General features: G+C 60.2%; 17 protein-coding genes and 1 tRNA gene. All 18 read left to right on the top strand.

Translation table 11 applies throughout. From position 1 onward, the window contains the following. Positions 1-139: 139 nt before the first annotated feature. Positions 140-796 carry a hypothetical protein gene (locus PARACOCCUSGL_RS0118380; protein ID WP_010400133.1) on the top strand — a complete coding sequence of 219 codons (657 nt, stop codon included), beginning with the start codon at positions 140-142 and terminating at the stop codon, positions 794-796. Positions 797-1,247: 451 nt separating this feature from the next. Continuing rightward, positions 1,248-1,323: transfer RNA gene (locus PARACOCCUSGL_RS0118385), tRNA-Thr, on the top strand. A 203-nt stretch (positions 1,324-1,526) separates the two neighbouring features. After that, the gene (locus tag PARACOCCUSGL_RS0118390; protein ID WP_010400134.1) at positions 1,527-1,868 is read left to right on the top strand and encodes a hypothetical protein; all 342 of its coding nucleotides are present in this window, start codon (positions 1,527-1,529) and stop codon (positions 1,866-1,868) included. Between the two features lie 18 nt (positions 1,869-1,886). Continuing rightward, positions 1,887-2,117: a hypothetical protein gene (locus PARACOCCUSGL_RS21290; RefSeq protein WP_050804222.1), complete on the top strand. Its 231-nt coding sequence runs from the start codon at positions 1,887-1,889 to the stop codon at positions 2,115-2,117. An 82-nt stretch (positions 2,118-2,199) separates the two neighbouring features. Then, positions 2,200-2,394, top strand: a complete 195-nt coding sequence (locus PARACOCCUSGL_RS20960; protein WP_202796800.1) for an HNH endonuclease signature motif containing protein — start codon at positions 2,200-2,202, stop codon at positions 2,392-2,394. 99 nt (positions 2,395-2,493) lie between these two features. Then, positions 2,494-2,889 carry a P27 family phage terminase small subunit gene (locus PARACOCCUSGL_RS0118400; protein ID WP_010400137.1) on the top strand — a complete coding sequence of 132 codons (396 nt, stop codon included), beginning with the start codon at positions 2,494-2,496 and terminating at the stop codon, positions 2,887-2,889. Beyond that, entirely contained in the window at positions 2,873-4,654 is a 1,782-nt protein-coding gene (locus PARACOCCUSGL_RS0118405; RefSeq protein WP_010400139.1) for a terminase large subunit, read from the top strand. The genes PARACOCCUSGL_RS0118400 and PARACOCCUSGL_RS0118405 overlap by 17 nt, the downstream gene beginning before the upstream one ends. A gap of 15 nt (positions 4,655-4,669) precedes the next feature. Then, complete coding sequence (locus PARACOCCUSGL_RS0118410) at positions 4,670-5,830, top strand: phage portal protein (protein WP_010400141.1); 1,161 nt, start codon at positions 4,670-4,672, stop codon at positions 5,828-5,830. Continuing rightward, positions 5,814-6,446, top strand: coding sequence for an HK97 family phage prohead protease (locus PARACOCCUSGL_RS20965; protein ID WP_010400142.1), 633 nt, complete (start codon positions 5,814-5,816; stop codon positions 6,444-6,446). The genes PARACOCCUSGL_RS0118410 and PARACOCCUSGL_RS20965 overlap by 17 nt, the downstream gene beginning before the upstream one ends. Before the next feature lie 30 nt (positions 6,447-6,476). Further along, positions 6,477-7,676 (top strand): phage major capsid protein, encoded by a 1,200-nt coding sequence (locus PARACOCCUSGL_RS0118420; RefSeq protein WP_010400143.1) that lies wholly within the window; start codon positions 6,477-6,479, stop codon positions 7,674-7,676. Positions 7,677-7,725: 49 nt separating this feature from the next. Then, on the top strand, positions 7,726-8,235 hold the full coding sequence (locus PARACOCCUSGL_RS0118425; protein ID WP_010400144.1) for a head-tail connector protein: 510 nt from the start codon (positions 7,726-7,728) through the stop codon (positions 8,233-8,235). After that, entirely contained in the window at positions 8,232-8,546 is a 315-nt protein-coding gene (locus PARACOCCUSGL_RS0118430) for a head-tail adaptor protein (RefSeq protein WP_010400145.1), read from the top strand. The genes PARACOCCUSGL_RS0118425 and PARACOCCUSGL_RS0118430 overlap by 4 nt, the downstream gene beginning before the upstream one ends. Continuing rightward, a complete protein-coding gene (locus tag PARACOCCUSGL_RS0118435; protein WP_010400146.1) occupies positions 8,543-9,205 on the top strand; it encodes a hypothetical protein in 663 nt (220 codons plus the stop codon). Before PARACOCCUSGL_RS0118430 ends, PARACOCCUSGL_RS0118435 begins: the two co-directional genes overlap by 4 nt. Before the next feature lies 1 nt (position 9,206). Continuing rightward, on the top strand, positions 9,207-9,599 hold the full coding sequence (locus PARACOCCUSGL_RS0118440; protein WP_010400147.1) for a DUF3168 domain-containing protein: 393 nt from the start codon (positions 9,207-9,209) through the stop codon (positions 9,597-9,599). Positions 9,600-9,640: 41 nt separating this feature from the next. Continuing rightward, positions 9,641-10,054 (top strand): HK97-gp10 family putative phage morphogenesis protein, encoded by a 414-nt coding sequence (locus PARACOCCUSGL_RS0118445; RefSeq protein ID WP_010400149.1) that lies wholly within the window; start codon positions 9,641-9,643, stop codon positions 10,052-10,054. A gap of 215 nt (positions 10,055-10,269) precedes the next feature. Beyond that, positions 10,270-10,725, top strand: coding sequence for a phage tail tube protein (locus PARACOCCUSGL_RS0118455; protein ID WP_010400151.1), 456 nt, complete (start codon positions 10,270-10,272; stop codon positions 10,723-10,725). Continuing rightward, positions 10,725-11,165 carry a GTA-gp10 family protein gene (locus PARACOCCUSGL_RS20970; protein ID WP_010400153.1) on the top strand — a complete coding sequence of 147 codons (441 nt, stop codon included), beginning with the start codon at positions 10,725-10,727 and terminating at the stop codon, positions 11,163-11,165. Before PARACOCCUSGL_RS0118455 ends, PARACOCCUSGL_RS20970 begins: the two co-directional genes overlap by 1 nt. 129 nt (positions 11,166-11,294) lie before the next feature. Further along, positions 11,295-12,264, top strand: a 970-nt coding sequence (locus PARACOCCUSGL_RS0118465) for a tape measure protein (RefSeq protein WP_158004480.1), incomplete at its 3' end; no start/stop codon positions are given.

Consider the following 12,264-nt stretch of genomic DNA (forward strand, 5'->3'; position numbering starts at 1 on the left):
TACCCATGACCGACCTCCACCCACCCCCAGGCAAACGCAGACGCCGCATCATCGCGGCAGTGCGGGAAGCCGCCCGCAAGGCACGGCAGGCAGAGCGGCGCAAGTCGCGGCAGAAGATCAGGCAGATCACGAGGGACAGATGACCAAGGCGAAAACGAAGGGGCAGAAACTGGCCGAGCGTCGCCGCCGCGCAATGTTGGAGGCGGCCCCGGTCGGCCTGCCAGAGCTGGCACCGATTCCGCCGCGCCATAAACAGCCGCGCCACAAGGGCCGGTTTGTCAGGGTCGGAGAGGACCCGCGCAAAGTCGTTCTTAACAAAAGGTGCCGTGATATGGGCATTGCAGAAAACCGCGATAACCGGCGTCTCATGTCGCTGCCCATGTTGGAGGATCACGCGGGGCAGGTGATATATCTGGAAGCCAAGGCGGATGCTGATCGCCTTTGGCAGACGTTTTGCAGGCTGGATAAGGTCGATGCGGTATATCATGCGCGGATCCTCGGGCGGTCTCGTCACGCAAAATGCGGCAAGATTGAATTCATGCCGGAAAGGCTTGAATCTCGCCCGGACGAAGCGACAGATCACCGTAGCGACGAAGAGAAGCAGCGGAGCGCCGTGAACAACTGGATGCGCTGGCACGGATTTCTTGGGCACCTTAATGCCAGTGAGCAGAGCGCCATTTGGGACGGCATATACCTGCGCTGTGAAATGCATAAAGGTGGCAAGCCGACCACGCGGGGCAGGGCGTTTGTTGCGGCGTTGCGCATGCTGCATGTCGTATCAACCCGCGGCAAATAAGGCGTTGACTGGCGGCGATCTTTCTTCTACCGTAATTACACTGCGTGGCGCGCAAGTTGCGCGGTGACAGGCCCGGTTCACGCCGGGCTTTTTGATTCCGCTCTTTGGTGGTCAGATGTTCTATGACGCGGGATGGATCATCCAACCTACCGCGTGGGCTAGTCGGATAAGCCCAAGCCGGATCAGCGTAAGCCGACCGTCTGACCTCCCGAGCGCGGCTCGTTAGTCGGCTGGTATTCTGGCCGCAGTAGTGGATTGGGAATTACCCGGTCGCCCGCGCTCACATTAAAAAGACCTGCCACGCCTCGGGCGGTAGCCTCGGTTTCGCACTGCGCACCCCGGCGGGTTACTATGTCTCCGGCTCTGCGCGGGTTGATCGCCGCAAGCATCCGGCCTTAAGTCCACGTCAAATGGCGTGGCCGGTGGGATGGCCTCCACCGTCAGATATCCTGCCGATCTAGCTCATCAGGAAGAGCAGGCCCCTTGTAAGGGCAAGGCGCGGGGTTCGAGACCTCGGATCGGCACCATCCCCCTGCGCACTACGGCTCGATATCCGCTACGCTCGTAGGCGAGCACGTATCCAGCCCCGTCAGCAATGGCGGGGTTTCTTCATTTCAGCCCGTCGCTGGACCGCCTGCCTGAGCGTTCGGTTCGGCCATCATCCGCGACGACGACTGCGAGCATCGCTGGTGGATACGCGGGTCGGTCGCGGCTTGTTGGAGGTAGAGACATGGCGAAGTTGACGGCCAATGTATCGCTCGACACGGATAGAGCGATCAGGGATCCGCTGTTCTGGTTCGGCATGATGCTGGACAAAATCACCTTCGGTTTGATCGATACGGGCCGTTGGAAGCGATATGTGTCCGTCAATACAGGCAATGCCTCTGACGCTATCGAATGGGAGCTTCATTCCAGCGAAGGGACAGTGGTGAGGCTGGGTGATGTGGTGTTTGATTGGGATGTCGTGGAAGTCCCCGACAGCAACGACCCGCAGGCGCTCGCTCGGCGAGAGATTGTCGGACCTATGAAGGTCAAGGCTGTGGTTGTCGATGACCCGCAAGCCATGGGCTGACAAGGGAGTGGAGCGATTATGGCCAACCATATTTTTGGCGATCTGGTCGATGAGACGTTCCAATGGGAGGGATGGTCATTCGCCGGCAGGGTGAATCATGACATCCACCCAGACGTTTATGAGGTGGTGACGTTTGTCCATCAGGATGGTCGAGAGTGCGCTGTGAACACAACGAAGGCATTGAGACAAAAGCTCGCAGAGGATCGCCTCTGGGCATTTGATCGACGCAGCCGTCATGAAATGGGCTGACAAGGGCAGCAGGCTATACAAGACGGCGCGTTGGCAAAGGCTGCGCATCAAGGTCATCGCCAAGGCGGGGGCTGTGTGCCGCATGTGTGGGACGCTGACCACATCAGGGAGGCGCGACCCGAAGGCCGCCGAGGTTGACCACATCGAGCCTCACCACGGCGATGAGCGCCTATTCTGGGACGAGAGCAACCTGCAATGCCTGTGCAAGGCCTGTCACGGGTCGGCTAAGGCCAGACAAGAGCGCGGCCAGCGGATGCAACGGGCGGATGGGTGGTGAGCCCCCCCGATAAAAAAGAAAGGGGGCCAATCGGCCAGACCCGGCGCCCCCCTTCCTTTTCACTGAGAACAGCCCATAACCCGGGGTAGGGGTGTTATAATGTCACAAAAGCCTCGCGCTCCGCGATACGCCGACATTTTTAAGGGCGACCCCGATAAGGAGGCGAAGGCCAAGGAGGTCTGGCGCGACACGATTGCATGGCTGGATGAAAGCGGCCTGCTGAACGCGCGAAGGATCGAGATTGCCGACCGCTACGCTCGCGCCTGCGCAGAGTATCACGTGCTCTATCCGATTGCTGCGGAGGAGGGGCCTGTGAAGGTCGGGCCGAATGGCGGCGACGTGTTCAACTTCAACTGGTCCGCCGTCGAGAAGCTGAATGATCGTATGGCGAAGTTTGAGGACGCACTGCTGATCAGCCCAAAGGCGGCTCAGGACAAGGTGGCCGGCAAGCCGCCGGAAGGACCAAAGACGAAAGCCGATGACTATCTCGATTGACCGGACGACCGAATGGGCGCGCAAGGCGGTATCGGGAAAGATCGTCGTTGGGGAGTTGGTGCGCCTTGCGGCTGAACGTCACCTGCGCGATCTGAAAGAGGGCAAGAAGCGCGGGCTTGCATGGGACGTGGGTTCGGCCGAGCGGGCGATTGAGTTTTTCCCGTCGGTGCTGAGCATTACCGAAGGCGCCAAGGTCGGGCAGCCGTTCGAGCTTCTGCCGTGGCACGTGTTCGTCGTCGGCTCGATCTACGGATGGAAGGACGCGAACGGGCTGCGCCGCTTCCGGTTCGTCTGGATGGAGACAGGGAAGGGGCAGGCCAAATCCCCGCTAATGGCCGGCTTGGGGATTTACGAAATCCTCGGCCGCAAGAAGAAGCGGGCCGAAGTCTATTGCATCGGCGAAGACCGCAAAACCGCAAACGTGATGTTCCGGGACGCCGTGGCGATGTGCCGCGCGCCGATCCCCGGCAAGGGCGAGGAAAGCCTTGAATCGTCTGGTCGTGTGATCATCCGGGGTTTCGGGGATAACGCCTGGAAGATAGAGCATCCCAAGAGCGGGTCGAAGTTCGAGCCGGTGGCGAACAGTGATGCCATCTCGGGGCCAAAGCCGGTTCTGGTTCTCGGTGACGAGATCCATGAAATGAAATCGAACAAGGCTATTTCTGTCTGGCGTGCTGCCATCGCTAAAATGTCGGGCGATCCAATGATGGTGCTGGGCACGAACACGCCATCAGTGGATCAGCAGGTAGGGACGGAATACAGCGAGTATTTTCAGCGTGTTCTGCGTGGTGAGAACACGGACGACAGCGCATTCGCGTTCATCGCGCGGACGGACAAGGGAGACGATCCTTTCCACGACGAGAGTTGCTGGGTGAAGTCGCTTCCGGCGCTTGGGATTACCTATCCCATCGACAACGTTCGCAAGGAAGTCCAGACCTCGCGCAACATGATTTCGACGGCGCTGACAACGAAGCGCCTGTATTTCGGCATCCCGGTCGGCACCGCCGGTTTCTGGATTGCGGAAGATGCGTGGGAAGGCACGCAGGGCGAGGTGGATGAGGCAGAGATGCGCGGCCGCAAGCTGCACCTTTCGCTCGACCTGTCCGAAAAGAACGACCTGACCGCGCTTTCCGGGTGCTGGGAGGGCGACAAACTGGCGGTCAAGACCTGGTATTACACCACGGAGGCGCGGATTGCGGAGCGCAGCACCGCCGACCAGATCCCGTATCGGGAGATCGAGGCGGCGGGGCAATTGACGATCACGCAGAGCGCGACGATTGATTATTCATTCGTCGTGCAGCGCGTCCAGAAGTTGTGCGCTGAGCATGATGTGGAACAGATGGTCGTCGATTCGACCTTCATTCAGAACTTCATGCGGGCGGCTGATGATGCCGGTTTCCCGGTCTGGGAGTTCAAGGGCGACGACGAGCCGGCGGGCGTGGGGCTGAAAATCGTGCGCCATGCCCAGGGCGGTAAGGTGGTTTTCGAGGACAAGATGCTCTGCATGCCGCTGTCTATGCGACATCTGGAGGACCGGATTCTCAAGGGCGAACTGGTCATAGACCGGAACAGGCTGACGACGATCTGCGCGTCAAACGCGGTGGTGAGGTCGGACGCCTTCAAGAACAAGTGGTTCGACAAGAACAAGTCGCGCGGCCGGATCGACGGCATGGTGACCATCGCCATGGCGGTGGGGTCTGCGGCGAGCCAGATGGACGGGCGGTCGCGGTCCTATCTCGAAGATGAGGACTTGATTGTCCTGTAACGGCAAAGGCCAGACATGAACCTATTCAAGCGAATGTTCGGGCCCCGCGAGGTGAAGGGCTACAACCCCGAAAACAAAGAGGATCGGGTATTCTTCAAGGGTATCGGGGATTTTGGATCGCGTGAGTTCACCAGCGTTGCGGCGGCTTTGCGGGCAGGGTTTACCATCGCTAGCGGCATGGGCCTGCTGCCGTTGCAAGCCGAGGGGCGCGGCGGAGACAATCTGGCGGCTCTGATCAACGACGAGCCGAACGACCTGCTGACAGGCGTAGAGTTCAAGGAGTTGATGACGCTTCACGCGGTGTTCGCTGGCGCCGGTCGGGCATTTATTCGCCGCGATCCGCTGGGCAAGCCGGTCGAGTTGATCCCGCTGCACCCGTCATGGTGCGGGCCGTGGGTCTACAAGGACGGTGAACACGTCCTGCCGGTCAGCATCGAGGAAGGCGGGATCTGGGGCGACTTCACTCGCAAGGACATTTTGGAAGTGACTTCGCCGCGATGGAATATGCTTTCGGGCCTCGATGTGACGCACGCATGCTGCCATGTGCTCGGGCTGTCGCGGAAGTTGCAGCAGAAACAAGCGCAGTATGCCGACACCAACGCGCCTTATGGGGTGCTGTTCGTCAAGGAAGGCGAGAGCAAGGACGGGGTGCGACGGCTCAAGGAGTCGTGGAGCAAGCAGTTTGGCCGTAGCGGCATCGCGGTCGTGGACATGGACGGCAAGTTTCAGCAGCTGGCGCAGTCCTCGACAGATCAGCAGCTTAACGAGGCACTCAAGTTCCAGGTCGAGGAAATTGCGAGAATTTACGGCGTTCATCCGTATTTTCTGATGCAAACAGCCGGTTCTGGTGCGCAGGGTGCGGTGGCCGATGTGATGCTGTTCCATCAGGCCTACACCATGGCCCCATGGATCAATCGCTGGGAGGGTGCCCTGCGTCGGTCTCTGTTCAAGGGATCGCAGTCCATGCCGAATTTCGACGAGAACGCGCTGATGCGCACTACGCCACAGGTCAGGGCGGAAATCTATTCCCGCGCGCTTGGTGGTGGCGGCAATGCCCCATGGATGACTGCTGATGAGGTTCGGTCCGGGGCGTCTCCGTTCAATCTAGCGGCCAAGGGTGACAACTTCTGGAAGGCCGGCAACAAACAGGAGGGGCAGGATGAAGCTCCAGTATAAATTCGCCCCGCTGGAAGCCGAGATCGACCAGCGTGGCAAGGTGACGGGCTATGCGTCGAGGTTCGGGATTAAGGATCAGGGCGGCGATATCGTCGTCAAGGGTGCGTTCAGCGGCAACACCCGCAAGCCCAAGATGCTGTTGCAGCATGATCCGGCCCAAGTCGTCGGGGTCTGGGATGTGGTGCAGGAGGACAATGACGGCCTCTATGTCGAGGGCAGGATCAATCTTGGGTCCACGCTCGGAAAGGACGTGCATTCCAACCTCGAATTTGGCGCCATCGACGGCATGTCCATCGGCTACCGGGCCAAGGATGCGGTGAAAACCGCCGCGGGCCGGGAACTGCGCCAAATCGACCTTTGGGAAGTGTCGTTCGTGACATTCCCCATGCTGCCCGAGGCGGTCGTATCGTCGGTCAAGAGCATCGACGGCGATAACCCGGCTATTCTCAAGAGGTTCGTCGAGCAGATCATGCGTGAGGCTGATTTCTCGGCTGATGAAGCCAAAGCGGCGGCGGCCGCTGTGGCTCGTGTCCGCGCGGAACGTGAGGTGAGCGCAGGGCAAGATGAAGGGCTGACTTTGGACGCCCTTAGGAACGCGCTTCGTGGTCTGAAATAGGGCCGTTTCTCACATCATAGGAGACGAACCATGGCTTTTGACATGGATGCTGTCCGCGAAGTCTTTCGCGGCGAACTGAAAGGCATGCTCGACGAGCGTGACAAGAAGTCGAATGACCTGCACGAGCAGATCGAGCACCTGAAAACGAAGTCGGAAGCCGATGCGGCCGACATCAAGGGCCGGATCGACGAATCCGTCGCCAACATCGACAAGCTGAGCGCGGCCATCGCCGAACACGAGAAGAAAATGGCTTCCGTGCTGGCCGGCGGCCGTGAGAAGTCGCTGGGCGAACAGTTCATCGGCTCGGATGAGTTCAAGGCCAAGGCCACGACCAAGGAGCCGGTGAAAATCTCTCTGGACCTGAAAGACGTGCTGACCTCGGGCCAGATTGCGACGGGCGTTTCGCGCTCGGTTCTGATCCCAGAGCAGATGACCGGCTTTCGCGCGCCTCCGGAACAGGAGCTGCGCATCCGCAGCCTGATCCCGACCGGCACCACGACCAGCAATTCCATCCGGGCCATCGTCGAAACCGGATTCACGAACGCTGCCGCGCCTGTCGCGGAAGGCGCGCTGAAACCGAAGTCGGAAATCACCTTCGGCGAGGAAGTCATCCCGGTCCAGAAGATCGCGCATCGCTTCCGTGCATCGATGGAGATCCTGGACGATGCGCCGATGCTGCGCAGCTACATCGACGGCCGGGGCCGCTACGGCCTGCTGCTGGCCGAGGAAAACCAGCTGCTGAACGGCACTGGCGTGGCGCCCCAGCTTCACGGCCTACTGCCGCAGGCGACCGCTTATGACAACACCACATTGACTGGCTACACCCCGGCGACGCTGGTGGACGATATTCGGGTTGCGAAGCTGCAAGTTCGCAAGTCCCTCTATCCCGCCTCGGGCGTGGTACTGAACCCGGAGGATTGGGCGCGCATCGAGTTGCTGAAAGACACGCAGGACGCCTATCTGTTCTCGTCGGTCACGACCGGCGCGGCGCAGCGTCTCTGGGGCTTGCCGGTGGTTGTGTCGGACGCCATGGCGCCCGGATCGTTCCTCGTCGGCGCATTCTCTCTCGGTGCCCAGATTTGGGACCGCATGGGAATGACCGTCATGGCATCGACCGAAGACGGCGACAACTTCTCGGAGAACATGGTGACGATCCTGTTCGAGAAGCGTCTGGCGCTGGAAGTATCGCGCCCTGAGGCATTCGTCTACCAGGACGGCGGCGCATCGTAATCTTAGGCGGGGCGGCTCCGGTCGCCCCTTCTTCTTTCCGGAGGGTGCTATGCCGAATTTCTTGTCTCTTGTGGAGCTGAAAGAGCGTCTGCATATCACCTTCGACGACGATGACGCCGAATTGCAGGGCTACATCGATGCCGCTGAAAGCTATCTTGCGGACCCGCAGAATGGCATCCTGCGACGTCCCGTGCTGGCGACGGAATTTGTTGAGCGGTTCGCGGGGTTTGGTGCTGTTGCGCTGGCATTCCCGGATGAAGTCACGGAAGTTTCTGTTTCCTACATCGACGCTGACGGGGTTGATCGCGATCTGCCGGAAATTTACCGGGTCGAAGGCGGTAAATTGGTTCTGAACCACGGGGAAAGCTGGCCGCAAGCACGATCTGTGACAGTCACCTATACCGCAGGTTGGGCCGTCAATGGTGTACCTGCCGCGATCAAAGAGGCGGGATATTTCATCGCCCGGTCTTATTACGAACAGGGGCATGAGATTGATCAGGACCGCTTTCGAACCATCGTTGCATTTATGGTGCGCGGCTTTCGCAGGGTGACGCTGTGAACTTCTATCGAGCCACGTTTCAGGAGCCGTTCGAGGCCGTTGATGCTGATGGGAAGGTGATCCATCGATATGACGCCCGATTTCAGGACCGGGTGACGATCCGCTTCCTGAGGGGAGGGGAAAGCGTAATGCAGGCGCGCCTGGAGAGCCGAAACCCGGTCATTATTGGCGTCCGGAATTCGGAGCGGGCACGACAGGTTACGAGCGAGTGGCGTATCGTGATCGACGGCCGGGCTTACGACTTGAAGGAAGACCCCCGGCCGACCGAGAGCCGCCGCTATCTCGAGATGCTGGCCGAGGCACGCGGATGATTGTCTATCCCTACAAGGCGACGCCGAGCGATTTCGAGTTGCGGATTTCTCTTCGTTCTCTGGTCAATGTTCAGCATGAGGGCGTGATTATTGCGGGCGACGTTCCGCGCGGGCTGCGCAATGTGATGTTGATCCCGGTGGAGGCATGTGGGACGCGGTTTGCCAGATCCACGGCAAACATCCTGGCCGCCGCGAAATCGACGAACGCCGCAACGATCACAGTCATGCACGACGATATTTTCCTTCTTCGCCCGTGGACGTTCCGGCACGAAAACCGGGGCACGATAGAGGGATATCTGGCGTCGGGCGTGGCATCCGGGGAATACCGCCAGCACGTTGTCGAGACGAGGGACATTCTGTCGGCGCATGGCGTGAAAGACCCGCTGTGGTTCGGGCTGCACACGCCGACGACTTATGACCGGGCTAAACTGGTTGATCTGATCGAGGAATTCTCCGGGAAACGCTATTTGCTGCGGACCCTGTATCACAACCTGCATCCCCAGCCGAGTGAGCCGCGCGAAGATGTGAAGGTGTGGGGGTGGTTCAGGCCACCGGCTGATATGGACGTGCTGTCCATCTCTGACAGTTGTGCGCGGTCCGCGGCGTTCCGGCGCTGGATCACTGACAGGTTCCCACGCAAGTCGGTTTACGAGGTGTGACATGAGAGCCGGCCGCATCCTTCGTCAGGTCGTCCGCGCGCGCATGCTGGATCAGGTTCCGGGCCTGACCGGCGTCTACGACCGGGCCACGGAGAGCGCCGTCTATCCCTACGCTACGCTCGGGGTGAGCTATTGGACCGACGGCAGCGTGGAGTGCATCGAGGCGCGTGAGGTCACGCTGCAAATCGACGTGTGGCACAGCCAGTCGAGCAAGGGGCTGCTTGAGGATCTGACCGATGATGTCGCAGCGGCACTGAACGGCTGGGCAGACACCGACGCGCTGACCATGCATCCGCTGCGCGTGACGCTGGTTCGCGTCATGGACGACCCCGATGGTGTCTCGGTGCATGGCGTGGTGCAGGTCGAGGCGATGGTGGAGGCCGATTCGGCGTGATGTCTCCCCCCGACAAGGGTAACTGATTCTGGGAGTCAAAAATGGTGAACGGCATTCCCGAGGTCCAAGCCATGTTTCGTCGCAAGGCGGCGAAGGTCGCGGCGGCGGCCAAGGCTCAAGCCCGCGTCGGCGGTGAGCAGGTGGCTTCTGCCATGCGCTATCTGGCGCCCCGCGAGCAGGGCGAATTGATCCGGTCAATCAGGGTTGAGGATGCCGCGTCGATCTCCACCAGCAAGGGTGAGCGCGGATTTATCGGCGTGGTGGTGAAGGCTGGAGACGAAACGACCATCGTCACGAATGAAAGCGGCGGCCGGTTTCAGAATGCGAAATTGCAGGAACATGGCACCAAGAACATGCCGGCGAATCCCTATTTCAATCCCGCATGGCGGGCGAACCGGTCTCGTGTCAGGTCAGCCATATCTCGGGCTGTCCGAAAGGCATGGGCTTCTGGTTGAAATGCCAAAGCAACGAAAATGGCGCGTCCTTCGGGACTTCGAGTGGATGCCAAAATCCAACGTCATCATGACGTTTCGGGCCGGCGAGGTTCATGCCGGCCTGCCGCGCGCTTGCCGAAATAAGGCGGGCGACAGCATCGAAGAAATCCGGGACTGACCCCGGCTGCCCGGCAAGCGCCCTTGGGCAAGGCATCACCCATAGATGGAGCAATACCATGGCAAAGCCGACCACTTATGTGGGCAGCTCGGTGGCGATTTTCCTTGAAAGCACCACCTCGCCCGGCACATACCTGCGGCCCTGCGGGCTGACCAACCATACGATTTCGTTCTCGAAAAATGCGACCGAGGTGAACGTCCCGGATTGTGATGATCCCGAACTGCCCTCGTGGATCGAGCGGGGCGTTGAGAGCCTCGATTTCAGCGGCACCGGCTCGGGCGTGCTGGCATCCGAAGCGGTCGACAGCTGGTGGGACGCTTTTAACACGACCGAGAGCATCAATGCCCGTATCTACATCGGGAAGCCCGACGATGCGGCGAATGGCCGCTATTGGCAGGGCAAGGTCCATGTGACCGGATTTGAGGTGTCCGGAGAGCGTGGCGGCAAGGCACAGGTCAGCATTTCTGTAGTCTCGGATGGCGAGCTGGCCTTTCATAATGTGACGGCGCCGTAATGGAGGCTGAGCGCATTCTATGGGCGAGCGGAGAGGATGATTTTCTTCTCCGCATCGGCGAACTTGAGGCTCTGGACGATCTGACGGAGTCTGGGGTGCTCGACCTGCGTTGGCGCTTGTCGCAGGGCGTGCAGCGCGGCAGCCTGGCTTACTCTCCCGTGAAGGTTCGAGAGGTGCTGGCGTGTATTCGGTTGGGGCTGCAAGGCGCGGGGATGGATCGCTCTACCGCTGATCGGAAGGTCAGGCAGGCATTTGATGACGCCGACATTTCGGAACTGAATTTGCTGGCGTTTACGATCCTGACCAAAGCGTTTTCCGGTAAGGGACATGACGCGGTGGGGGAGACGGAGGCGGGGGAAGCCAAGGCCGCATCCGCTTCTCCCGCCTCTACGGCAACGGGGCAGCCATCGGCTTTTCGCCCGCGCAAGTCAAAGAAATGACGATGTGGGAGTTCACGGCCTGCGTGGATGGTTGGAACCGGGCGCAGGGCAGTGGGCACGCTCACAGTGGTGAGCCGATGAGTGGCGAAGAATATGACGCGCTCTGCGCTTTAGCTGACAGGTGGAATGATGGCGGAAGCTGATGCAGGTCTGGAACTGCCAATTGGTCTGACTGAACAAAAGTTCTTGCAGCAGCTCGCCAGGATCGAGGCGCGGTCGATCAAGGCCGCACAACGCGCCGAGGCTGCGTTTAAGAGTTCGAACAAAGCTTCGGAGCGTTCGTTTAAGGATTTGGAACGCTCTGCCGGGCGCTCACTCCGGGGAATGCAGCAACTGTTCAGGGTGGGCAGTGGGTTGCTTGCCGGAGGCGTTGCCGCACAGCAGGTGCGACAGTATATGCGCATTGCCGACGCCGCGACCCAAATGCGGAACTCGTTGCGGGTGGCAGGTCTCGAAGGCGAGGAACTTTCGCGCGTTTATGACCAGCTGTTCAGGTCAGCCCAACGCAATGCCACGCCGGTGAATTCTCTGGTCGATCTATATTCCAAGCTGGCTTTGACCCAGAAGGAACTGGGGGTCACGAGCGAAGAACTGATCCATTTCACCGATGGCATTGCGGTTGCTCTGAGGGTTGGCGGCACGGATGCGCAGGCGGCCAGTGGTGCCTTGTTGCAGCTTTCGCAGGCGCTTGGCGGCGGCGTTGTCCGGGCCGAGGAGTTCAACTCGATCCTTGAGGGCACCCCGACGATTGCGCAGGCTGTGGCGCGCGGCTTGAAGGAAGCCGGCGGCTCTGTAGCCGAGCTGCGCAAGCTGGTGAACGACGGCAAGGTGTCCAGCACTGCTTGGTTCCGCGCGTTCGAGGCGGGGTCCGAGGAGTTGCGCCGACAGGCTGAAACATCTCAGGTCACAGTCGGGCAGTCGTTTACTCGCTTGGGGAACAGCCTGCTCACAGTTGTCGGTGAGTTTGACAAAGCCACCGACGCTTCGGGCAAGTTTGCCCAAGGCATCAGCGATCTGGCGAACGGGATCGAATCTTTCGATGCCAGCGGGTTCATCTCCGAAATCCAACGGATTGTTGATTTCCGTCGAGACGTGACCC

The organism is Paracoccus sp. TRP (genome assembly GCF_000185925.1).
GTDB lineage: Bacteria > Pseudomonadota > Alphaproteobacteria > Rhodobacterales > Rhodobacteraceae > Paracoccus > Paracoccus kondratievae.

What these genes read in the sequence shown, in the direction of transcription:
- PARACOCCUSGL_RS0118380 (WP_010400133.1), top strand. Translation starts at nt 140, where the DNA reads ATGACCAAGGCGAAAACGAAGGGGCAGAAACTGGCCGAGCGTCGCCGC.
- PARACOCCUSGL_RS0118390 (WP_010400134.1), top strand. Translation starts at nt 1,527, where the DNA reads ATGGCGAAGTTGACGGCCAATGTATCGCTCGACACGGATAGAGCGATC.
- PARACOCCUSGL_RS21290 (WP_050804222.1), top strand. Translation starts at nt 1,887, where the DNA reads ATGGCCAACCATATTTTTGGCGATCTGGTCGATGAGACGTTCCAATGG.
- PARACOCCUSGL_RS20960 (WP_202796800.1), top strand. Translation starts at nt 2,200, where the DNA reads ATGTGTGGGACGCTGACCACATCAGGGAGGCGCGACCCGAAGGCCGCC.
- PARACOCCUSGL_RS0118400 (WP_010400137.1), top strand. Translation starts at nt 2,494, where the DNA reads ATGTCACAAAAGCCTCGCGCTCCGCGATACGCCGACATTTTTAAGGGC.
- PARACOCCUSGL_RS0118405 (WP_010400139.1), top strand. Translation starts at nt 2,873, where the DNA reads ATGACTATCTCGATTGACCGGACGACCGAATGGGCGCGCAAGGCGGTA.
- PARACOCCUSGL_RS0118410 (WP_010400141.1), top strand. Translation starts at nt 4,670, where the DNA reads ATGAACCTATTCAAGCGAATGTTCGGGCCCCGCGAGGTGAAGGGCTAC.
- PARACOCCUSGL_RS20965 (WP_010400142.1), top strand. Translation starts at nt 5,814, where the DNA reads ATGAAGCTCCAGTATAAATTCGCCCCGCTGGAAGCCGAGATCGACCAG.
- PARACOCCUSGL_RS0118420 (WP_010400143.1), top strand. Translation starts at nt 6,477, where the DNA reads ATGGCTTTTGACATGGATGCTGTCCGCGAAGTCTTTCGCGGCGAACTG.
- PARACOCCUSGL_RS0118425 (WP_010400144.1), top strand. Translation starts at nt 7,726, where the DNA reads ATGCCGAATTTCTTGTCTCTTGTGGAGCTGAAAGAGCGTCTGCATATC.
- PARACOCCUSGL_RS0118435 (WP_010400146.1), top strand. Translation starts at nt 8,543, where the DNA reads ATGATTGTCTATCCCTACAAGGCGACGCCGAGCGATTTCGAGTTGCGG.
- PARACOCCUSGL_RS0118440 (WP_010400147.1), top strand. Translation starts at nt 9,207, where the DNA reads ATGAGAGCCGGCCGCATCCTTCGTCAGGTCGTCCGCGCGCGCATGCTG.
- PARACOCCUSGL_RS0118445 (WP_010400149.1), top strand. Translation starts at nt 9,641, where the DNA reads ATGGTGAACGGCATTCCCGAGGTCCAAGCCATGTTTCGTCGCAAGGCG.
- PARACOCCUSGL_RS0118455 (WP_010400151.1), top strand. Translation starts at nt 10,270, where the DNA reads ATGGCAAAGCCGACCACTTATGTGGGCAGCTCGGTGGCGATTTTCCTT.
- PARACOCCUSGL_RS20970 (WP_010400153.1), top strand. Translation starts at nt 10,725, where the DNA reads ATGGAGGCTGAGCGCATTCTATGGGCGAGCGGAGAGGATGATTTTCTT.